This is a genomic window from Sphingomonas sp. (genome assembly GCF_013816785.1).
Taxonomy (GTDB): Bacteria; Pseudomonadota; Alphaproteobacteria; order Sphingomonadales; family Sphingomonadaceae; genus Sphingomicrobium.
Genome location: NZ_JACDDV010000019.1, coordinates 1 through 20,566, shown reverse-complemented (window position 1 = coordinate 20,566; position 20,566 = coordinate 1). Strand labels below are relative to the sequence as shown.

The following is a 20,566-nucleotide window of genomic DNA, read 5'->3' as shown; positions in this document are numbered from 1 at the left end:
CATCCCGCCGGTATAGAACAGACGGGGTTAACGCCCAGTCAATCGCGTTCGACGCGGTGACGGACATGCTGGACCAGAAAGAAGCTGGCTGCTGCGTACGCAGCAAGGAAGCCAAGGTAGAGGCTCCACCAGCCGCCAATCGCCATCGGCAGCGCCAGCCAGATCGCGTTGCGGCGCGACAACAACCAGGTCTTGCCTGGCACATCGCGCGTTCCCCGCTCGATCCGTGCTGCCTCGCCGAATGCGACGGTAGCGAGCGCTGCGACCATCGCTCCCCAGCCCGATCCGTGCCGCGCTTCAAACCAGCCGAGCGCGAGCAGCGCCAGCCCCGACGCGGGCCATAACAGCCGCCGCGACGCCATGGTCGGGCCGAGCGGCTTCAGCCGAAGCAGTGCAAGGCGCTGCGCGACAAGGTCGAGAGGGGTCGACAGGAGGAGCATGGCGATCGCCGCCCAACTCCATCCTCGCGTCAGGCAGAATGCCGCGGCAAGCGTCAACACCAAGGCGGTCTGCACCAACCAGGCGGGGCGCAGTCCGGTTTCCATCAGCCTCTCGGTCGCCATTTCCTCGACCAGCGGCAGCAGAAAGCGGCTGACCGCATCCTCGCGCGCCGTGCGGGACGCGACCAGCAGGCGGCGCTCGTACCCCGTCATGGCGTCCGCGCTCGATGCCATGAACGGCCCTCGTCCGTCGCCATCCGCCGAAGGAAGCTGCCGCGCGCCAGCCTGGATCGAGCGGCGGAGCAGGGTCGACTGGAGGTCCCAGTCGCCGAGCATTGCCGCGGTCGCGCCGAGCATCGCCGAATCGACCCGCGCCAGCCCCGCCCAGCGGTGGCTCGCGTCGATGCGTTCATAATCGGCGAATTCCTCACGGTCGGGGAGGGTCATCACCACCGTGTCGGCTTCTTCGACCAGCATCGTCAGGTCGCCCATGTCAGGGGCTATTCCGTCGGCCAGCAGGATCAGCTCCGCGCCGGGCCCGAATCGGGTCGCCGCCTCGGCGCCATCGCTGACCGGAACCACCACGATCCCCTCGCTTCGCAGCCGCTCGATGGCGTCGTTCAAGGCGACCGGCACCCGCTCGACCAGCATTACCACCGGTGCCGCGCCGGTGGCAGCGAGGCAGCGCGCCTGATATTCGATCAGGGTGCGGCCGGCGAGTGGCAGCAGCGCGCGAAGCCCGCCCGCATCGTCTTCCTGATAAGCACCAATCAGGGCGCCGAGCGCCATATTATCCCCCGCGTGCAGCCGAACTTCCCCTCGCCCGGCTCGACATAGGGCAGGCGCGATCGACATTTCCAGCCACTATATCCACTTGCCGCTTTCACCCGCGAGCAAAGATGGTAAACTCGCTCATCATGATCAGCCAGCCCCATCGCGCCGATAGCGATCCCCGCGCCTCCGCTATAGCCGAGGATATTCCCGTGGCCGAAGGCGCGGAGGCGGCGGTGGAACCCTATTTCGACCGGGTGAGCTGGGCCGAGATCCGCGACGAGCATGAAGTGGCCGGCGCTGGCGGACGGATCGTGCTGGGCTGGGCGCTGGCGCTGCTGGCGCTCGCCTGGACCGGCTACACCGCCTGGTCGGCGGGCCGCGCCTTGGCCGACCAGCCGCTATCGAGCCCGGCGATCGCGCAATGGGTAGCGATCCTCACCGGACCGTTGGCGCTGATGGGCCTCGTCTGGCTGATGTTCGGCCGTACCCGCCGGAAGGAAGCGGAGCGCTTCATCCGGTCGGTGATCGCAATGCGCACCGAAGCCCGCTCGCTACAGGATATTTTGGGCGCACTGTCCCAACAGATTGAGCAAAATCACGCCGCGCTCGGCCTGATGGCCGGCGATCTTATCAGCCTCGGCGACCAGGCGGCGACTCGGCTCGGCGCCGTGACCGCCGACTTCGCTGCGGGATCGCGCACGCTGGCGGACCATGGCGCAGCGCTTGACCGGGCAGCGGAGTCTGCGCGGACCGACATCGGTGTACTTCTCACGGACCTCCCGCTCGCCGAGAACAGCGCTCGGCGCATGGCGGAGACGCTACGCGAGGCGGGGCGCTCGGCGACCGAGCAAGCGGCCGAATTTGAAGGGCACGTTGGCAGCCTCGCTTCCCAGGCGCGGCAGGCGGACGACATTGTCCACCAGGCCTCGCAACGACTGCTCGCCCAGCTGACCCACATCGAAAGCGCCGGCGCGGCCGCCGCGCTGCGTGTCGGCGAGGTTGGCGGCGAGGCCGGGGCGATGGTCGACGCGCTGCTGATCCGCGCCGCCGAAGCATTATCCGAGGTCCGCAGCGGGATCGACGCGCAGGCGGCGGCGGTTTCGGCCCTGGTCGCGCAAAGCCAGGCCGGCATCGGCCGCGCCGGCATCGACGCGTCGGAACTGCTCGGCGAGCGGATCGGCTCGGCCGGGGCGGCGCTCGATACACTGTCGGCGCGGGTCGCCGAGCAGGATCGCGCGGCCCAGCGGATGATGGCCGACCTCGACAGCGGACTGGCGGCGCTCGACGAGCGTTTCCTCGACCTGGCGCGCACCGGGGACGAGCGCGCAGGCCATGTACAGGTCGCACTCGGGCGGCTGCGCGGTGAACTCGAATCGCTCACGTCGGCGACGGCAAGCCAGGACGGGACGATCGAGGGACTGGCCCAACGAACAATGTCCCTGCGCGAAGGGGTCGACCAACTTGGCCTTACCTTGCAGGGCGAGATGGCCGCGGCCCTAGCCGATGCCGAAGGCGGTGCGGCACGGCTACTCGCCTCGACCGAAGCGGCTTGGCCGCATGCCGAAGCCATACGCGACGCGGCGATCGAGGCGGCGAGCCGGATCGAATCGGGTGCGTCAGGGGTCGAGCAGCAGCAGGAACGGCTGGCGACGCTGATGACCTCGGTCGATCTTGGCGTCAGCCAGGCCGAGCAGCGGCTGACCGAACTGAGTGCGGCGATGGCCGCGGCCGGCGAGGAAGCCGAACGGCTGTCGGGCGAAACCGGCCCGGCGCTGGTGGCAGCGCTGGTCCAGGTGCGCGAGGCCGCCAAGCACGCCGCCGAACGGGCGCGCGAGGCGATCGCCAAAGTGATCCCGGAGAGCGCGAGCCAACTTGGCCAGCAGACTCGCGCCGCGCTAGAGGCGGCAGTCCGCGACGGTGTCGAGGCCAAGCTAATCGAGCTCGACCAGGTCGCGACTCGCGCGGTCGAGACGGCGCGCGAAGCGTCGGACAGGCTAACCGCGCAGATGCTGACAATCGGCCAAAGCGCTAACGCGCTCGAGGCGCATATCGAACGCAGCCGTGAAGCGCAGCGCAAGGATAGCGGCGAGGAATTCGCGCGGCGCGTATCGCTCCTCATGGACTCAATGAATTCGGCCTCGATCGACGTCCAGAAAATCCTCAGCGACGAGATCGACGACAAGGCATGGAACAGTTATTTGAAGGGCAATCGCGGGGTGTTCACCCGCCGTGCGGTGCGGTTGCTGGGTGGCAGCGAGGGCCGCGCGATTGCCACGCAATATGAAGGCGATACCGAATTCCAGTCATCGGTCAATCGCTACGTCCACGATTTCGAAGCGATGCTCCGCCGCGTGCTGGCCGAGCGCGACGGCGGGATGATCGCGGTGACCCTGATGTCGAGCGATATGGGCAAACTGTACGCCGCGCTCGCGCAGGCGATCGACCGGCGGCGCTGATCAGTTGTAAAAGTCGAGGTCGTCGACGGTGATCCAACCAAATTGCCAGTTCGCGTAATAGAGCGCGAACAGCACTAGCGCGAGCAGCGCGGCTTTTTTCAGATGCTGCTTCAGGTTGAATCGGTGCGGCGCGCTGTCAGCCTGGCCGGGCACTCGCGCTTCGCCGACCTCCTCGCTGGTCCTCACGCCGAATGGGAGCAGGGCGAAGGCGGCGAAGCAGAAAAACAAGAAATAGATGGCGACGATCGAGCCGATCTTCACGGGCGGTCCGCTCCGACCAGCATCACTTCGACCAGCGGTTTCTTGCCTGTCCACAACGTCGCGCATCGCCGCACCGCTAGCCGCACCGCCTCGCGCATCTTTTCTTCCGGCGCCGAGGCGTCATAGGCCTTGGCCGCGGCGTCGGCGGCATCGGCGATGAAATCGTCGCGGTCCTCCTCGACGGGAACGCCGAACGGCCGGATCAGCGGCGTGCCGTCGAGGCGACCATCGCCGGCAATCGACAGGGCGACGGCGATCACCCCGTTGAGCGCCATCTTGCGCCTCTCGTTGATGGTCGCGCCATCGGCCGGCAGGATGACGTCGCCGTCGAGCACCAGCCGCCCGACCCGCGCCTCGCCGACCTTGGTCGGCCCCTTGGGCGCAAGGCGGATGATGTCGCCGTTACGCTGGACCATCACGGACGGGATTCCCTGGCTGAGGCCGAAGCGGGCCTGCTCGCGCAGGTGGCGCATCTCGCCATGGACCGGAACCAATATCTCGGGCCGCATCCAGCCATACATCGCCGCCAGCTCAGGCCGGCCCGGATGGCCCGACACGTGAACATGCGCCTGCCGCTCAGTGACGGTCAGGATGCCAAGATCGCTCAGCGCGTTCATAATCCGGCCGATGGCAACCTCGTTGCCCGGAATCTGTTTGGACGAGAAGATCACCGTATCGCCTTCGCCAAGCTTCAACTCATGGCTGCCAAATGCAATCCGGCCGAGCGCGGCGCGCGCCTCACCCTGGCCACCTGTGGCAACGATCAGCACGTCGGATTTGGGCAGCCGCATCGCCTCTTCAAAGCGCACCGGTTCGGGGAAATCGCGGAGATAGCCGGTGGCCTTGGCAACCTTCAAAATGCGATCGAGACTGCGCCCCGCAACGCACAGCCGGCGATTGGTCTCGACGGCGACCCGGCCGATCGTTTCCAGCCGCGCAGCGTTGGAGGCGAAGGTGGTAACCAGCACCCGCCCCCTGGCCTTCGCCACCTGATCGCGGAGCCCGTCGTGGACGCTCGACTCGCTGCCTGACGCGGTTTCCTGAAAAGTATTGGTCGAATCGCACACCAGCGCGAGCACGCCCTGGTCGCCGATCGCCCGCAACCTGTCTGCCGAGCTGGGATGGCCTAAGACGGGCGTTTCGTCGATTTTCCAATCGCCGGTATGAAAAATCTTTCCCAAGGGCGTTTCGATGAGCAGGCCGTTGCCCTCCGGGATCGAATGGGCGAGCGGCACATAGGTCACGCGGAAGGGCCCAAGGTCGATCGAGCCGCCGCGCTCGATGACATGAAGCTTGACCTGCCCGGTAAGCCCTTCCTCCTCCAGCTTGCCCGCGATCAGCCCGGCGGTGAATGGCGTCGCATAGAGCGGCACCTTCAAATCCGCGGCCATATAGGGCAGCGCGCCTATATGGTCCTCATGGCCGTGGGTCAGGACGACGCCGACTAGGTCTTTCCGTCGCTCCTCGATGAATTCGAGTTCAGGCAGCACCAGGTCGATGCCGGGATAGTCATGGTCGGCGAAGGTCAGACCGCAATCGACCATCAGCCATTTGCCGCGGCAACCGTAGAGATTGACGTTCATGCCGATCTCACCCGACCCGCCGAGCGCGAGGAACAGCAGCTCTTCGCCCGGGGTCATGCGCCGACGCTCGCGGCAAGCATCGCCAGCCCTTGGATGGTGAGGTCGGACTCAATTGCATCAAATGCATCGGTGTGCTGATCGAACAGTACGGCAAGCCCGCCAGTGGCAATGACGGTGACGGGCCGCCCAATCTCGGCTTTCAACCGCGCCACCAAACCTTCGATCATCGCGACATATCCCCAGTAGACGCCGATCTGCATCTGGCTTTCGGTGGTGCGGCCGACGACGGTGTCATCCGGTGGAGCGGCGATGGCGATGCGGGGCAGCTTGGCAGCGGCGCCGACCAGCGCGTCGAGGCTGAGGTTGATGCCCGGCGCAATGATCCCGCCCTTATAGGCCCCCGCAAAATCTACCACGTCGAAGGTCGTCGCGGTGCCGAAATCGATAACGATCAGATCGCCTGGATGGTTGGCATGGGCGGCGATGACGTTGAGCGCGCGGTCGGCGCCGAGACTGGCCGGCTCGGGCACGTCCAGCGCCATCGGCCACACTGCCCTGCCCTGCCCGGCAATAATCGGCTCGACGCCGAAATATTTCTGCGACAGCACTTCGAGGTTGTGAAGCGCGCGCGGAACGACCGTGCCGATGATCACGCGATCGACGTCGCTACGAGCAAAGCCTTCCAGTTCAAGCAGTTGGGAAAGCCAGACGGCATATTCGTCGGCGGTGCGGCGCGGATCGGTGGCGATCCGCCAGCGTGCGCGAATTAGGCCTTCGTTTTCGACCAGCGCGAAGACAAGGTTGGTGTTTCCGGCGTCGACGGCAAGCAGCATGGCGCGGCCCTAGCCCGACACGAGGCGAAATGCGAGCCTCACGCGAGGTGAACATCACCGGCGCGAATGACTTCGATCACGCCGTTGTCACGGCGCAGGCGCATCGCTCCGTCGAGATCGATTCCGTCGAAGGTTCCAGCGATCCGCTCAGCCGGTCCGCTGTGGACCTCGAGCCGGGTGCCTACCGGATGCGCGCGCGCCAGCCAGGCTTGGGCGAGCGCCGCCGGCTCGACGTTTCGCCAGGCGCTCAGCAGTCGCGAAAAACTGCCCGCGATCAGCGGGGCAAAGGTCTGCGGCGTCAAATCGGCGGTCGGCATGAGCGCGGCGGTCTGGCGCCCGTCGATTGCGGGAGCTGCGGCCAAGTTGACCCCGAAGCCGGCGACCACCCGCTCGCCCGACCGTTCGAGCAGGATACCGCCAAGCTTGGCCCCGCCGAGCATCAGATCGTTGGGCCATTTAAGCGACAGCGGCACGCTTGGCGCGGCGGCCGCAACCGCTTCGATTAGCGCCAGGCCGGCAACAAGCGCCAATGCCGAGGCGGGCGGATCGCCGGCGTGCAACTGGACGATGGTCGATCCAAGAAAATTGCCCTCGATGCTCTGCCACACCCGGCCGTGCCGCCCGCGCCCGTCGTCTTGATGGAGTGCCACCAGCCAGTCGCCCTCGATGGCTTGGCCGTCGGACAGCAATGCCGAGTTGGTCGAGCCTACACGCTCGACGATGCGGATTCGTCTCAGAACAGCGACCTGGCGGCGTTGCCGGTCAACCGCCCGAGCGGTCCGATGAGGAAATAGCCGAGCGGCGAGACGAACAGCGCCAACAGGAATATCAAAACGCCCTCGACAGCATTGCCGCCCTTGGCGACCGATCGCTCGGGAGCGTCGAAATACATCACTTTGACGATCTTGATGTAATAGAAGGCACCAATAACCGAACCGAGGAAGCCGGCCACCGCGAGGGGATAAAGTCCCTCGGCTACCGCCACTTGGAACACCAGCAGCTTGGGCCAAAACCCGAGTAGCGGCGGAATTCCGGCAAGGCTGAACATGAAGAAGGCCAGCGCGGCCGCGAGCGCTGGCCGCGACTGCGACAGGCCCGACAGTCGATCGATCGCCTCCAGCGGCTCGCCATCCTCGCCCCTCAACCTCAACAGGCACAGGAACGCGCCAAGCGTCATCGCCACATAGACCGCCATGTAGAATAATACCGAACTGGCCCCCGCCGCGCCGCCTGCGACGAGGCCAATCAGCGCGAAACCGACATTGTTGATCGATGAATAGGCCAGCAGCCGTTTGAAGTTGGTCTGGCCATAGGCCGCGACTGCGCCGACCAGGATCGAGGCGAGTGCCGCGAAACTCATGATCTGCCGCCACGCGTCGATCGCCGGGCCGAGCGCGTCGAGGCAGACGCGCACGGTCAATAGCACTGCCGCGACCTTGGGCGCCGAGGCGAAGAAGGCGGTGACCGGGGTTGGCGCCCCCTCGTAGACGTCGGGAGTCCACATGTGGAACGGCACCGCGCTGGCCTTGAACGCGAGCCCTGCAAGGGTGAACACCAGGCCGAACAGCAATCCGATCGAATTCGCGCCGTCGCGGGCGAACGCGGCCGCGATGCCGTCGAACTGGGTCGTGCCGGTGAAGCCGTAAAGCAGCGAAATGCCGTAGAGCAGGATGCCCGAAGCCAGCCCGCCAAGGACGAAATATTTGAGCCCCGCTTCGGCCGATCGATCGTCGGTACGACGGTAGGCGGCGAGCACATAGGCCGCCAGGCTCTGCAGCTCAAGGCCGACGTAGAGCGTGATGAGGCTGGTCGCCGAGACCATCACCGACATGCCGACCGCGGCAAGGAGGATGAGCACCGGATACTCGGCGGCATGCTCGAAATCTCGCTCGAACCAGTTGTGCGCGGCGACGATCGCGACCGCCGAGCAGAGATAGATCAGCAATTTGCCGAACGCGCCGAACCCATCGGCGACGACCAGCCCGCCGAACAGGGCGCCATCGCTTTGCGGCGCCCCCACCAGCGAGGCCGCCGCGGCAAGCAGCAACGCGACCGAGGCCCAGGTTGTGAGCGCGCTGCCGCGGCGCCCCATGAAGGCGGCAACCATCATTAGAACGATTGCGCCGATGGTCAAAATCGCCTCGGGAAGGATGGCGGCGAGGTTCACTGATGAGCTTCCGTCAGAGCGGCGGGCGCGGCCTTGCCGGCGGTCAGGTGCGCGTCACCCGGCGGCGCTGCGCGGTCGATCCGGGTCAGCAGGCGGCCGACATCGGCTCGCATCGGCGCGATGAAGCTTTCAGGATAAATGCCCATCCACAGCACAGCCGCCGCGATCGGAGCGAGCAGCCACAGTTCGCGGGCATTGAGGTCGGGCATCGCCGCCGCGTCGGCGTTGCTCTGCGTCCCGAACGCGACCCGCCAGTACAGGTAGAGCATATAGGCCGCGCCGAGGATGATCCCGGTCGTGGCGACAATCGCCGCCCAGCTCGACGCCTCGTAAGTGCCGATCAGGCTCAGAAATTCCCCGACGAAACCGCTGGTCCCGGGCAGGCCAACGCTGGCCATGGTGAAGACCATGAATAGCAGGGAGTACATCGGCATATTATCGGCGAGCCCGCCGTAGCGCGCGATCTCGCGGGTGTGCAGACGGTCGTAGATCACCCCGACGCACAGGAACAAGGCGCCCGAGACGAGGCCGTGGCTAAGCATGACGATCAGTGCGCCCTCGATCCCCTGCCGGTTGAAGGCGAACAGGCCGAAAGTGACGAACGCCATGTGCGCCACCGACGAATAGGCGATCAGCTTCTTCATGTCGTGCTGAACCAGCGCGATAAGCGAGGTGACGACCACCGCGATCCCGGACAGCACGAACACGAACGGCACGAACTCGGCCGATGCGTCGGGGAACATCGGCAGCGAGAAGCGGATGAAGCCGTAGCCGCCTAGCTTCAGCAGCACCCCGGCAAGGATCACCGACCCCGCGGTCGGCGCCTGGACATGGGCGTCGGGCAGCCAGGTATGGACCGGCCACATCGGCAGCTTGACGGCGAACGACGCGAAGAAGGCGAGCCACAGCCACCATTGGAGGCTCGGCGCGAAATCATAGGTCATCAGCTCGGGGATCGAGGTGGTGCCCGACGTGAAGATCATCGCCAGCATGGCCACCAGCATCAGCACCGATCCGGCCAGCGTGTAGAGGAAGAATTTGTAGCTCGCCTTGATCCGTTCGGCACCGCCCCAGATGCCGATGATCAGATACATCGGGATCAGGCCGCCTTCGAAGAAGATGTAGAACAGCAGCAGATCCTGAGCCGCGAACACGCCGAGCATCAGCGTCTCGGTGAGAAGCAGCGCCGCCATATATTCGGGCACGCGTTTCTCGATCGCGCGCCACGACGCACCGATGCAGATCGGCATCAGAAACACGCTGAGCATGATCAGCATCAGCGCGATCCCGTCGATGCCCAGCGCCCAAGCAATGTTGTTGGGTCCGCCAAGCCCGATCCGCTCGACGAACTGCCATTGGGCGCCAGCGGGGTCGTAGGCACTCCACAATAATATGCCGAGCACGAGGTCGATCAGCGTCGCGATCAACGCTATCCAACGCGCGCCACTGGCCGACAGGAACAGCGCGACGACGCCGGCTACCAGCGGTACCAGGATCAGGAGGGAAAGGATCGGCAGGCCGCTCAAGATGCCCACCAGATCACCCAGCTGACGCCGCCGATCAGGCCGAGCAGCATCACCAGCGCATAGCTGTAGACATAGCCCGACTGGACTCGCGCGGTGACCCGGTTGCCAACCCCGACCAGGACCGCGGCGCCGTGCGGGCCAAAACGGTCGATGGTCTGCTCGTCGCCGCGTTTCCAAAAGAAGCGACCAAGCGCCATCGCGGGCTTGACGAACAGGACGCCGTACAATTCATCGAAATACCATTTGTGCATCAGGAAATTGTGCACCCCGCCAAACATGGCGACAAAGGCGGCGGGCGCCTCGGGCCTGGCGATGTAGTTGCGATACGCGATGCCGAGCCCGATCAGCATCACCGCGAACGGCGTCCATTTCACCCACACGGGCACGCCATGCATTTCATGGGCGAGGTGCTCGCTGAAGGCGATGCTGCCGCGCCAGAATTCGGCACCGCTTTCGGGCTCGATAAACTGGCCGTGGAAATTGAACCCGGCCGCGACCGCGCCCAGCGACAGCAGGCCGAGCGGTATCAGGATGGTCAGCGGGCTTTCATGCGGGTGATAGCCAGCGGTCCCCTGAACGACATGCGCGCCATGGTCATGGGCGCTGTCATGGTCTGACGCCAATTCCGACTGGTCGTCATGCTCGTGGTGGACCGCGTGCTGGATATGCTCGCTGCCCGCCCAGCGCGCTTTGCCGAAGAAGGTCAGGAAAATGAGCCGCCACGAATAGAAACTGGTCAGCAACGCGGCGAAGCTGCCCAGGGCAAAGGCGATGTTGCCGTGGACAGTGCCGCTGGCGAAGGCACTTTCGAGGATCGCGTCCTTCGAATGATAACCGGCAAACCCGAGGCCGAATATGCCGACCCCGGTGATGGCTAGCGTCCCCGCGACCATCGCCCAGAAGGTCAGCGGAATCTCTTTCCGGAGTGCGCCATAGTAGCGCATGTCCTGCTCATGATGCATCGCGTGGATCACGCTGCCCGCGCCGAGGAAAAGCAGTGCCTTGAAAAAGGCGTGGGTGAACAGATGGAACATCGCCGCGCCATAGGCGCCGACGCCGGCGGCGAAGAACATGTAGCCGAGTTGACTGCAAGTCGAATAGGCGATCACACGCTTGATGTCGTTTTGGACCGTCGCCACCGTCGCCGCGAAAATGCACGTCGCGGCGCCGACGTAGGTGACGGTGGCCAGCGCGGTCGGCGACACTTCGAATATCGGCGACAAGCGGCAGACCATGTACACGCCCGCCGTGACCATCGTCGCCGCGTGGATCAGGGCGCTGACCGGGGTCGGGCCTTCCATCGCATCGGGCAGCCATGTGTGGAGGCCGAGCTGGGCCGACTTGCCCATCGCCCCGACGAACAGCAACAGGCACAACAAGGTCATCGTACTGACCGTCATGCCGGCGAAGCCGATCGTCGATCCGGCCATCGACGGCGCCGCCTCGAGAATCGCCGGGATCGAGACCGTCCCGAACACCAGGAAAGTGCCAAATATGCCGAGCGAAAAACCGAAATCGCCAACTCGATTGACAACGAATGCCTTGAGCGCCGCGGCGTTGGCCGAGGGCTTATGGTACCAGAAGCCGATCAGGAGATAGGAAGCCAGTCCGACCCCTTCCCAGCCAAAGAACATCTGGACGAGGTTGTCGGCGGTGACCAGCATCAGCATGGCGAAGCTGAACAGCGACAGATAGGCGAAGAAGCGCGGCTGGCTCGGGTCCTCCGCCATATAGCCCCAACTGTAGAGGTGGACGAGGCTCGACACGGTCGTGACGACGACCAGCATCACCGCGGTCAGCGCATCGACGTGCAGCGACCACACGACCTGCAGGTCGCCGGATCCAATCCAACTCGACAATATTTCAGTCCAGCCGCCCAACTCCGCCGGATGCTGGCCGCTCAGGAAGATAGAAAACACCGCCCAGCTCAGCGCGCAGGAGAAGAACAGCGCGCCGGTGGTCACGGCCTTGGCGGCCGTATTCCCGATCCAGCGGCCGCCGAGCCCGGCGACAATTGCCGCCACCAGCGGCGCAAAGACGATAAGTGCGAGTTCCATCAGCCACGCATCCGGTTGACGTCGTCGACAGCGATCGAGCCGCGGCGGCGGAAGAAGATGACCAGGATGGCGAGGCCGATCGCGGCCTCGGCGGCGGCGACGGTCAGCACGAACATCGCGAACACCTGCCCCGTGAGGTCGCCCAGGTAAGCGCTGAACGCGACCAGGTTGATGTTGACCGCCAACAGGATCAGCTCGATCGCCATCAGCATCAGGATGATGTTGCGGCGGTTCAAAAAGATGCCGAGCACGCCGAGCGTGAACAGGATCGCGGCGACGGTCAGGTAGTGAGTGAGGCCGATCAAAGCTTCATCCCCTCGCCGACCCCGGGCTGCATATTCCTCACCGCTTCGCCCGGCACGCGATCGACTTGGCGTGAGACATTCTGCCCGCGCGCGTCGCCGCGGCTGCGATGGGTGAGCACGATCGCGCCGATCATCGCCACCAGCAGGATCAGCCCGGCCAGTTCGAAGGGGTAGAGGAAGCGCGTGTAGAGCAATTGCCCGATCGCTTCGATATTCGGCAGGGCCGGCCCTGCCCCCGCGGAGGCGGGCGTGACCGGTCCGGCCTTCCACGCTGCCACCGCGATAATCATTTCAGCCAGCAGAACTAGGGCGAGCAGCAGGCCGAACGGCAAATTCTTGGTGAAGCCGGTGCGCAGAGCGGCGAAGTCGATGTCGAGCATCATGACGATGAATAGGAACAACACCGCGACCGCGCCGACGTAAACGATCACCAGCAGCATCGCGATGAATTCGGCGCCGAGCAGCAACATCAGTCCCGCCGCGTTGAAGAAGGACAGGATCAGCCACAACACGCTGTGCACCGGGTTGCGCGCGAAAATAACCAGCACCGCCGACCCGATGGTCAGCGCGGCAAACAGGTAAAAGGCAAGGATGAGGATCATGCGTCGGGCGGGCGCTTAACGGTAGGCCGCATCGGCGGCAAGGTTGGCGGCGATGGCACCTTCCCAGCGGTCGCCGTTGGCGAGCAACTTGGCCTTGTCGTAAAGCAATTCCTCGCGCGTTTCGGTGGCGAATTCGAGGTTCGGCCCCTCGACGATCGCGTCGACCGGGCAGGCCTCGGCGCACAGCCCGCAATAGATGCATTTGACCATGTCGATGTCGTAGCGGGTGGTCCGCCGGCTGCCGTCGTCGCGCGGTTCGGCCTCGATGGTGATCGCCTGGGCCGGGCAAATCGCCTCGCACAATTTGCACGCGATGCACCGCTCCTCGCCATTGGGATAGCGGCGCAGGGCATGTTCCCCGCGAAAGCGCGGGCTCTGCGGCACCTTCTCGTACGGATAGTTGATCGTCACCTTGGGCTTGAAGAAATATTTAAGCGTCAGGGCATGCGCCTTGACGAACTCCCACAAGGTGAAGGCTTTGATGGTGCGCGTGATCATGGCTGCACTCCGTAGCGGGTGAGCATCAGCCAGCCCGAGATGAGGACGACGAACACGAGGCTCAGCGGCAGGAAGATTTTCCAGCCGAGGCGCATCAGCTGGTCGTAGCGGTACCGCGGCACGGTCGCCTTGACCCAGCCGAAGCAGAAAAAGAAGAAGCACATCTTGAGCAGCAGCCAGACGATCCCCGGCACCCAATAGAGGAATCCGATGTTGAGCGGCGGCAGGAACCCGCCCCAGAACAGGATCGCGTTGAGCGCGCACATCAGGATGACGTTGGCGTACTCACCGAGCCAGAACAGCGCGAAACTCATCGACGAATATTCGGTCTGGTGCCCGGCGACCAGCTCGCTCTCGGCCTCGACCAGGTCGAACGGGGTGCGGAAGGTCTCGGCCATCGACGAGATGAAGAACACTACCGCCATCGGGAACAGCAAAGGATTGAAGCCGTAACCGTTGAGCAGGCCGAAGCCGATATTGCCCTTCTGCTGCAGCACGATCGCGGTCAGGTTGAAGGTGCCTGAATAAAGTACGACGCAGATCAGGACGAAGCCGATCGACACTTCGTAGCTGACCATCTGCGCCGCGGCGCGGAGGGCGGAGAAGAACGGATATTTGCTGTTGGACGCCCAGCCGGCGATGATCACGCCGTAGACGCCGAGCGACGAGGCCGCGAGGATGTAGAGCAGCCCGACGTTGATGTCGGTCAGCACCACCCCGACGTCGAACGGCACCGCCGCCCACACCACCAGCGCGACGGTAAAAGTGATGATCGGCGCCAGCAGGAACAGTCCCTTGCTGGAGCTCGACGGGATGATGGTTTCCTTGAGAAACACTTTCAGCCCGTCGGCGAAACTCTGCAGCAGGCCCCACGGCCCGACCACGTTGGGCCCGCGGCGAAGCGCGATCGCCGCCCAGATCTTGCGCTCGGCATAAATCACCATCGCCACCGCGAGCATCAACGGGAGGGCGATGACCAAGATGCCGACGATCGTGGCGAGGAACCACGCCCAGTCAGGCAGCATGCCGTGGGAGATGAAGTAGGCGGTCACATGATGCCCCGTTCCCCGGCGAAGGCCGGGGTCCAGGCCGCTGCCCAGCAGCGGTTCCAGCTGCCCTGGATCCCGGCATTCGCCGGGAAACAGCTTAGGTTTGTCACTCCGCCGCCTCCGCGTAATCGACGCCGTGCACCAGCTCTTCCGAGCAGCGCTGCATCGTCGGACTGGCGCGGCAGATGGCGTTGGTGAGATAAAAATCCTTGATCGGGTAGGCGACCGGGCCAGACGCCTTGGCGTCAAGCTGGGGCGGCGACCAAGGCATGTCGACGATACCCTCCTGCCCCAGCGCGGGCACCTCCGCGACCATGGCCGCGCGGAGTTGGCCTAGATCGTCGAACGGTAGCGGACGGCCGATAAGGTCGCTGACCGCGCGCAGGATGGTCCAGTCCTCGCGCGCGTCGCCCGGCGGGAAGGTCGCGCGTTCGCCGCGTTGCACCCGACCCTCGATATTGACCCAGGTCCCGTGCTTTTCGCTGTAAGCCGCGCCGGGGAGGACAAGATCAGCCTGCGCCGCGCCGGCGTCGCCATGGTGGCCGATATAGACTTTGAACGCGTTGCTGAAATTGGCCGCCGGAACCTCGTCGGCGCCCAAGAGGAGGACCAATTCCGGCTTGGCTTTTTCGATGTAGGCAATGCCGCCCTTCTGCGCATAGCCGAGCATCAGCCCCGCCATCCGCGACGCAGCTATGTGAAGGACGTTGAATCCGTTCCAATCACCCTTGATAAATGGGACAGTTGCCGCCAGCGCGGCCCCGAGTGCCCCGGCGCCAAGCGCACCCGGCCCGACGATCATCACCGGCTTTTTGGCGTTCCCGATGGCGTCGGCGGCCGCCTTGGGCAGTTTGTCGAGAAGTGCCAAATCGTCGCCCAGCCATTCGACCGGATAGGACAAGTCGACTTCCGGCCCGATCGCGAACACTTTGGCCCCGCGCCGCGCCGCTTTACGCAACCGCGTATTGACCAGCGGCGCTTCCCAGCGGACGTTGCTTCCGACCAGCAGGATCGCGTCGGCGTTCTCCAGCTCGGCGAGCGGCGTGTTGAACCGCACCGCCCCAAGGCTCGTCACATCATATTCGAGTCCGGTCTGCCGCCCTTCGAGCAAGCTCGACCCCTGCCCCGCCAGCAGCGCTTTTGCCGCATACATTGTCTCTGCATCGAGCAAATCGCCGGCGATTGCCGCGACGCTCTTGCCCGTCTTCGTCAATTGCTTAGCGAAAACGTCGAGCGCCTCGCCCCAGCTCGCCTCGCGCAATTTTCCCTTTTCACGCACCCAGGTCCGGTCGAGCCGTCCGCGCACCAGCGCGTCGACATGGTGACGAGTCTTGTCGTGCGCCCATTCCTCGTTCACTGCGTCGTTGATGCGCGGCAGGATGCGCATCAGCTGCCGCCCCCGCACGTCCATCCGGATGTTGGTGCCGACCGCGTCCATCACATCGATTCCCGGAACCCGCTTCAGCTCCCACGGCCGCGCCTCGAAACTGTACGGTTTCGACAACAGTGCGCCGACCGGGCACAAGTCGACGAGGTTGCCCGACAGCTCCGATTGCAACGCCTTTTCGAGATAGCTTGTGATCTGCGCATCCTCGCCGCGGAACAGCATTCCCATCTCGGGCGTCCCCGCCACTTCCTCGGAGAAGCGAACACAGCGGGTGCACTGGATGCACCGCGTCATCGCCGTCTTGACGATCGGCCCCATATATTTGTCGTCGACCGCGCGCTTGTTCTCGTCGTAGCGCGACGAGCCCCGGCCATAGGCCATCGCCTGATCCTGCAGGTCGCATTCGCCGCCCTGGTCGCAGATCGGGCAATCAAGCGGGTGGTTGATGAGCAGAAACTCCATCACCCCCTCACGCGCCTTCTTGACCATGGCTGAGTCGGTGCGGATTATCTGGCCGTCGGCGGCGGGCAGCGCGCAGCTCGCCTGGGGCTTGGGTGGGCCGGGCGCGACCTCGACCAGGCACATGCGGCAATTGCCGGCGATGCTGAGACGCTCATGATAGCAGAAGCGCGGAATCTCCTTCCCCGCCAGCTCGCACGCCTGCAGCACGGTCGCGCCCAGCGGAACCTCGATCTCGACCCCGTCGACGGTGACTTTAGGCATTACTGGCCTGCGTCCATATTATTATCGAGGAATGTCATGTTGGCGGCGGGATCATTGGGATCGAGTTCCTTGTAGGGAACGCAACAGCCTCCATCTCCCCGGCCGAGTGTACGATCAACACTCGAAAGCACCGCAGCGGGCTTTGCTTTGTACACGAGTTTCTTCGTTTTCTTGTCGATCTCGAAACTGCAGAGTTGCGTACCTCGAATAGGAGTTCCAAACGCATTCGCAGCGTCATATTCGATGAAAACATTGCGGCGATCAAACTGGCCGATATCCTCGCCATCGGATACTTGTACGGAGAACTCCTGATAAGTTGACGGCGATCTTAAGCCGCCTTGGAGAAATCCTCGACAGGCTTCAATTTCATCTCCGTTCGAACTTGCGCAACCTGCTGACAAAAGCGTCATTGCGAGGAGCGCAGCGACGCGGCAATCCAGCGCAAACAAAAGACTGGATTGCTTCGCTTCGCTCGCAATGACGACTGGAAGAATCGTCATTCCGCCGCCTCCCGCATCGCCCCATTGGCCGCGATCCGGCGCTCCAGCTCCGGCCGGAAATGCTTGATCAGGCCCTGGATCGGCCAGGCCGCCGCATCGCCGAGCGCGCAGATGGTATGGCCTTCGACCTGCTTGGTGACGTCGAGTAAGCGGTCGATCATGCCGATGTCGGCGTCGCCCTCGCGCAGCCGTTCCATCACTCGCCACATCCACCCGGTGCCCTCGCGGCACGGGGTGCACTGGCCGCAGCTTTCATGCTTGTAGAAATAGCTGATGCGGCTGATCGCGCGGACGATGTCGGTCGATTTGTCCATCACGATCACCGCCGCGGTGCCGAGGCCGCTCCCAAGCGCCTTCAGCCCGTCGAAATCCATCGGCGCATCGATGATCTCATGCGCCGGGACCAGCGGCACCGACGAACCGCCGGGGATTACCGCCAAAAGGTTGTCCCAGCCCCCGCGAATTCCGCCGCCATGCTTGTCGATCAACTCGCGGAACGGGATCGACATCGCCTCCTCGACCACGCACGGCGTGTTCACATGGCCCGACAGCTGGAACAGCTTGGTGCCCTCATTCTTGAGGTTGCCGATGCCGGCGAACCATGCCGCACCCCGGCGCAAAATGGTCGGCACGACCGCGATGCTCTCGACATTGTTGACCGTGGTTGGGCAGCCGTAGAGCCCCGCCCCGGCCGGGAATGGCGGTTTGAGGCGCGGCATGCCCTTCTTGCCTTCCAGGCTTTCGAGCATCGCCGTCTCTTCGCCGCAGATATAGGCGCCCGCGCCGCGGTGGACGAACAGGTCGAAATCCCAGCCCGAGCCGGCCGCATTCTTGCCGAGCAGACCAGCGTCATAGGCTTCGGCCACCGCCTTGCGTAGCGCCTCGGTCTCGCGGATGAATTCGCCGCGGACGTAAATGTAGCAGGCCCGCGCGCGCATCGCATAGGCGGCGATCAGCGCACCTTCGACCAGCTTGTGCGGGTCATGGCGCAGGATTTCGCGGTCCTTGCAGCTGCCCGGCTCGCTCTCGTCGGCGTTGATCACCAGGAAGTTGGGCCGTCCCGGCGTCGGCTCCTTGGGCATGAAGCTCCACTTCATCCCCGTCGGGAACCCCGCCCCGCCGCGTCCACGCAAGCCCGACGCCTTGATCGCCTCGATAATCGGGTCGGGACCGGCCTTCATCAGGTCGGCAGTCTTGTCCCAATCGCCGCGCGCCTGCGCTGCCTTCAGGTCGGCGGACTGGAAGCCGTAGAGGTTGGTGAAGATGCGGTCCTTATCGGTGATGGAGGTGATCGTCATCCCGCGCCCCCGTGCAGCAGGAACCAGGCGACGGCGATCAGGACCACGCCGATCAGCAGGAACTTGATCATGCCAGTGACGAAGCGGAAGGCGAGGAACGCCAGAACGACGGCGACAAGGATTGCGACAACGCTCATTTGAGGCGCTTCGGTCCGAACTTGGTCTTGAACAGCATCACCCCGCCGACCAACAGCGCAACGATGATGGCAATCTTGAGCACCTTGAACAGCAGCCCAACGAGAAGGATCGCGATGATAACGAAGATGATGATGCCGATCAAAGTCCCTCTCCCCTTGAGGGAGAGGGCGACTCGCCGAAGGCGAGCGGGGTGAGGGGAAGCAAAGCCAATGGCTTTGCTCGAGGCTTCGCCTCGATCACCATCACCACTGCCCTCGATAATCATAATTGCGCTCGGCCATTTTCTTGAGCGTGGTCGGGCCGCCTGTCGGACAGCTCGTTGTGCGGTCGACTTGCGGGCCGGGCCTCGGCGTCCGACCTTCCGCCAGCGCATCGAGAATCGCCGCCATTCGCTCTTCGGTCAGGTCCTCATAATTGTCGTCGTTGATCTGGACCATCGGTGCGTTGGCGCAGGCGCCGAGGCATTCAACTTCGGTTAGCGTGAACAGCCCGTCAGCGGTGGTCTTGCCCTTCTTCAGGCCGCGCTTGAAGCAGGCGGCGAGGACATCGTCAGATCCGCGCAGCATGCACGGCGTTGTCCCGCAGACCTGGACGTGGAAGCGGCCGACCGGGACCAGGTTGAACATGGTGTAGAAGCTGGCGACCTCCATCGCCTTGACCGGCGGCATGCCAAGCTCGCGCGCCACGAACTCGATCACTGGGATCGGCAGCCAGCCATGAGTCCCCGTCATCTCGCCGACCTGCCGCTGGGCAAGGTCGAGGAACGGAATCGACGCCGACATCTGCCGCCCCGCCGGATAGCGGGTGAGGATGTCCGCCGCGGCTTTCGCGCGCGGCGCGTCCCATGTGAAATTACTCCACTCGGCGCGGAGTTGCGGCGTGTCAGGGGCGAAAGCGCGCTCAGCCATTACGCGCCTCGCGCTGGTCTTGGACGGTAAGCCTCACCGATCGCACTCCCCAAACACGATGTCCGCCGCGCCCAGCACCGCCGTAACGTCAGCAAGCATGTGGCCCTTCATCATGAAATCCATCGCCTGCAAATGCGAAAAAGCGGTCGGCCTGATCTTGCAGCGGTAGGGCTTGTTGGTGCCGTCGGCGACGAGATAGACGCCGAACTCGCCTTTGGGGCTTTCGGTCGCGACATAGACCTCGCCGGCGGCAACGTGGTAGCCCTCGGTGTAGAGCTTGAAGTGGTGGATCAGTGCTTCCATCGACTGCTTCATCTCGGCGCGCTTGGGCGGGAATACTTTCCGATCGAGGCTGCCGATCGGGCCTTCGGGCATGTCCTTGAGGCACTGGCGCATGATCCGCGCCGACTGCCGCACTTCCTCGACCCGGACCATGAAGCGGTCGTAGCAGTCGCCGCGCGTGCCGGTCGGGATGTCGAACTCCATCCGATCGTAGACTTCGTAAGGCTGGCTGCGACGCAGGTCCCACGGGATGCCCGCGGCGCGGATCATCGGACCGCTGAAGCCCCACGCCAGCGCGTCTTCTTTGCCGACCGTGCCGATGTCGACGTTGCGCTGCTTGAAGATGCGGTTGTCGGCGACCAGGCTGATCGCGTCCTCGAACAGCGACATGCGTTCGTCGAGAAAGGCGCTCATGTCGGCCAGCACCCGCTCGGGAATATCCTGGTGGACCCCGCCGACGCGGAAATAATTGGCGTGCATCCGCGCGCCCGACACCGCTTCGTACAGCTGCATCGTGTCCTCGCGCACCTCGAACAGCCACAGGTTGGGGGTCATCGCGCCGACGTCCATGACGTGGCTGCCGAGGTTCAGCATGTGGTTCGAAATGCGGGTCAATTCCGCCATCAGCACCCGGATGTACTGCGCGCGCAGTGGCACCTCGAGCCCCAGGAGCTTCTCGACCGCGAGCACGTAGCTATGCTCCATGCACATCGGCGAGCAGTAATCGAGCCGGTCGAAGTAGGGCAGCGCTTGGGCGTAGGTTTTATATTCGATCAATT

20 protein-coding genes are annotated in these 20,566 nt (G+C 64.4%); 1 reads left to right on the top strand and 19 read right to left on the bottom strand.

Translation table 11 applies throughout. From position 1 onward, the window contains the following. Positions 1-38 precede the first annotated feature (38 nt). The gene (locus H0W65_RS05830) at positions 39-1,229 is read right to left on the bottom strand and encodes a hypothetical protein (RefSeq protein WP_294005103.1); all 1,191 of its coding nucleotides are present in this window, start codon (positions 1,227-1,229) and stop codon (positions 39-41) included. A gap of 128 nt (positions 1,230-1,357) precedes the next feature. On the opposite strand from H0W65_RS05830, the gene H0W65_RS05825 reads away from it, so the two are divergent. Next, complete coding sequence (locus tag H0W65_RS05825) at positions 1,358-3,670, top strand: hypothetical protein (protein ID WP_294005100.1); 2,313 nt, start codon at positions 1,358-1,360, stop codon at positions 3,668-3,670. Here the strand turns inward: H0W65_RS05825 and H0W65_RS05820 are convergent, their stop codons facing one another. The 18 genes from H0W65_RS05820 to H0W65_RS05735 all read right to left on the bottom strand — a co-directional run. Beyond that, positions 3,671-3,931 carry a DUF1467 family protein gene (locus H0W65_RS05820; RefSeq protein ID WP_294005097.1) on the bottom strand — a complete coding sequence of 87 codons (261 nt, stop codon included), beginning with the start codon at positions 3,929-3,931 and terminating at the stop codon, positions 3,671-3,673. It lies immediately after the preceding gene. Beyond that, positions 3,928-5,571, bottom strand: coding sequence for a ribonuclease J (locus tag H0W65_RS05815; protein WP_294005094.1), 1,644 nt, complete (start codon positions 5,569-5,571; stop codon positions 3,928-3,930). The genes H0W65_RS05820 and H0W65_RS05815 overlap by 4 nt, the downstream gene beginning before the upstream one ends. Further along, positions 5,568-6,347 carry a type III pantothenate kinase gene (locus H0W65_RS05810; protein WP_294005091.1) on the bottom strand — a complete coding sequence of 260 codons (780 nt, stop codon included), beginning with the start codon at positions 6,345-6,347 and terminating at the stop codon, positions 5,568-5,570. Before H0W65_RS05810 ends, H0W65_RS05815 begins: the two co-directional genes overlap by 4 nt. A gap of 38 nt (positions 6,348-6,385) precedes the next feature. Further along, positions 6,386-7,069 carry a biotin--[acetyl-CoA-carboxylase] ligase gene (locus H0W65_RS05805; protein ID WP_294005151.1) on the bottom strand — a complete coding sequence of 228 codons (684 nt, stop codon included), beginning with the start codon at positions 7,067-7,069 and terminating at the stop codon, positions 6,386-6,388. Positions 7,070-7,080: 11 nt separating this feature from the next. Continuing rightward, positions 7,081-8,514: an NADH-quinone oxidoreductase subunit NuoN gene (gene nuoN, locus H0W65_RS05800; RefSeq protein WP_294005088.1), complete on the bottom strand. Its 1,434-nt coding sequence runs from the start codon at positions 8,512-8,514 to the stop codon at positions 7,081-7,083. After that, positions 8,511-10,040, bottom strand: coding sequence for an NADH-quinone oxidoreductase subunit M (locus tag H0W65_RS05795; protein WP_294005148.1), 1,530 nt, complete (start codon positions 10,038-10,040; stop codon positions 8,511-8,513). Before H0W65_RS05795 ends, nuoN begins: the two co-directional genes overlap by 4 nt. Further along, positions 10,037-12,097 carry an NADH-quinone oxidoreductase subunit L gene (gene nuoL / locus H0W65_RS05790; protein ID WP_294005085.1) on the bottom strand — a complete coding sequence of 687 codons (2,061 nt, stop codon included), beginning with the start codon at positions 12,095-12,097 and terminating at the stop codon, positions 10,037-10,039. Before nuoL ends, H0W65_RS05795 begins: the two co-directional genes overlap by 4 nt. Then, complete coding sequence (gene nuoK / locus H0W65_RS05785; RefSeq protein WP_294005082.1) at positions 12,097-12,402, bottom strand: NADH-quinone oxidoreductase subunit NuoK; 306 nt, start codon at positions 12,400-12,402, stop codon at positions 12,097-12,099. The genes nuoL and nuoK overlap by 1 nt, the downstream gene beginning before the upstream one ends. After that, positions 12,399-13,004, bottom strand: coding sequence for an NADH-quinone oxidoreductase subunit J (locus H0W65_RS05780; protein WP_294005079.1), 606 nt, complete (start codon positions 13,002-13,004; stop codon positions 12,399-12,401). The genes nuoK and H0W65_RS05780 overlap by 4 nt, the downstream gene beginning before the upstream one ends. A 15-nt stretch (positions 13,005-13,019) precedes the next feature. Continuing rightward, a complete protein-coding gene (nuoI, locus tag H0W65_RS05775; protein ID WP_294005076.1) occupies positions 13,020-13,502 on the bottom strand; it encodes an NADH-quinone oxidoreductase subunit NuoI in 483 nt (160 codons plus the stop codon). Then, a complete protein-coding gene (nuoH, locus tag H0W65_RS05770; RefSeq protein ID WP_294005074.1) occupies positions 13,499-14,554 on the bottom strand; it encodes an NADH-quinone oxidoreductase subunit NuoH in 1,056 nt (351 codons plus the stop codon). Before nuoH ends, nuoI begins: the two co-directional genes overlap by 4 nt. A gap of 103 nt (positions 14,555-14,657) precedes the next feature. Continuing rightward, complete coding sequence (nuoG, locus tag H0W65_RS05765) at positions 14,658-16,661, bottom strand: NADH-quinone oxidoreductase subunit NuoG (protein WP_294005070.1); 2,004 nt, start codon at positions 16,659-16,661, stop codon at positions 14,658-14,660. Beyond that, positions 16,661-17,161, bottom strand: a complete 501-nt coding sequence (locus tag H0W65_RS05760) for a hypothetical protein (RefSeq protein WP_294005067.1) — start codon at positions 17,159-17,161, stop codon at positions 16,661-16,663. The genes nuoG and H0W65_RS05760 overlap by 1 nt, the downstream gene beginning before the upstream one ends. Beyond that, positions 17,158-18,459 (bottom strand): NADH-quinone oxidoreductase subunit NuoF, encoded by a 1,302-nt coding sequence (gene nuoF, locus H0W65_RS05755; protein WP_294005064.1) that lies wholly within the window; start codon positions 18,457-18,459, stop codon positions 17,158-17,160. Before nuoF ends, H0W65_RS05760 begins: the two co-directional genes overlap by 4 nt. Further along, positions 18,456-18,596, bottom strand: coding sequence for a hypothetical protein (locus H0W65_RS05750; protein WP_294005061.1), 141 nt, complete (start codon positions 18,594-18,596; stop codon positions 18,456-18,458). The genes nuoF and H0W65_RS05750 overlap by 4 nt, the downstream gene beginning before the upstream one ends. Next, positions 18,593-18,739 carry a hypothetical protein gene (locus H0W65_RS05745; RefSeq protein WP_294005059.1) on the bottom strand — a complete coding sequence of 49 codons (147 nt, stop codon included), beginning with the start codon at positions 18,737-18,739 and terminating at the stop codon, positions 18,593-18,595. The genes H0W65_RS05750 and H0W65_RS05745 overlap by 4 nt, the downstream gene beginning before the upstream one ends. Positions 18,740-18,839: 100 nt before the next feature. After that, entirely contained in the window at positions 18,840-19,505 is a 666-nt protein-coding gene (locus tag H0W65_RS05740) for an NAD(P)H-dependent oxidoreductase subunit E (protein WP_294005056.1), read from the bottom strand. Between the two features lie 33 nt (positions 19,506-19,538). Next, positions 19,539-20,566: NADH-quinone oxidoreductase subunit D (locus tag H0W65_RS05735; RefSeq protein WP_294005053.1), on the bottom strand; the 1,028-nt coding region annotated here is incomplete at its 5' end.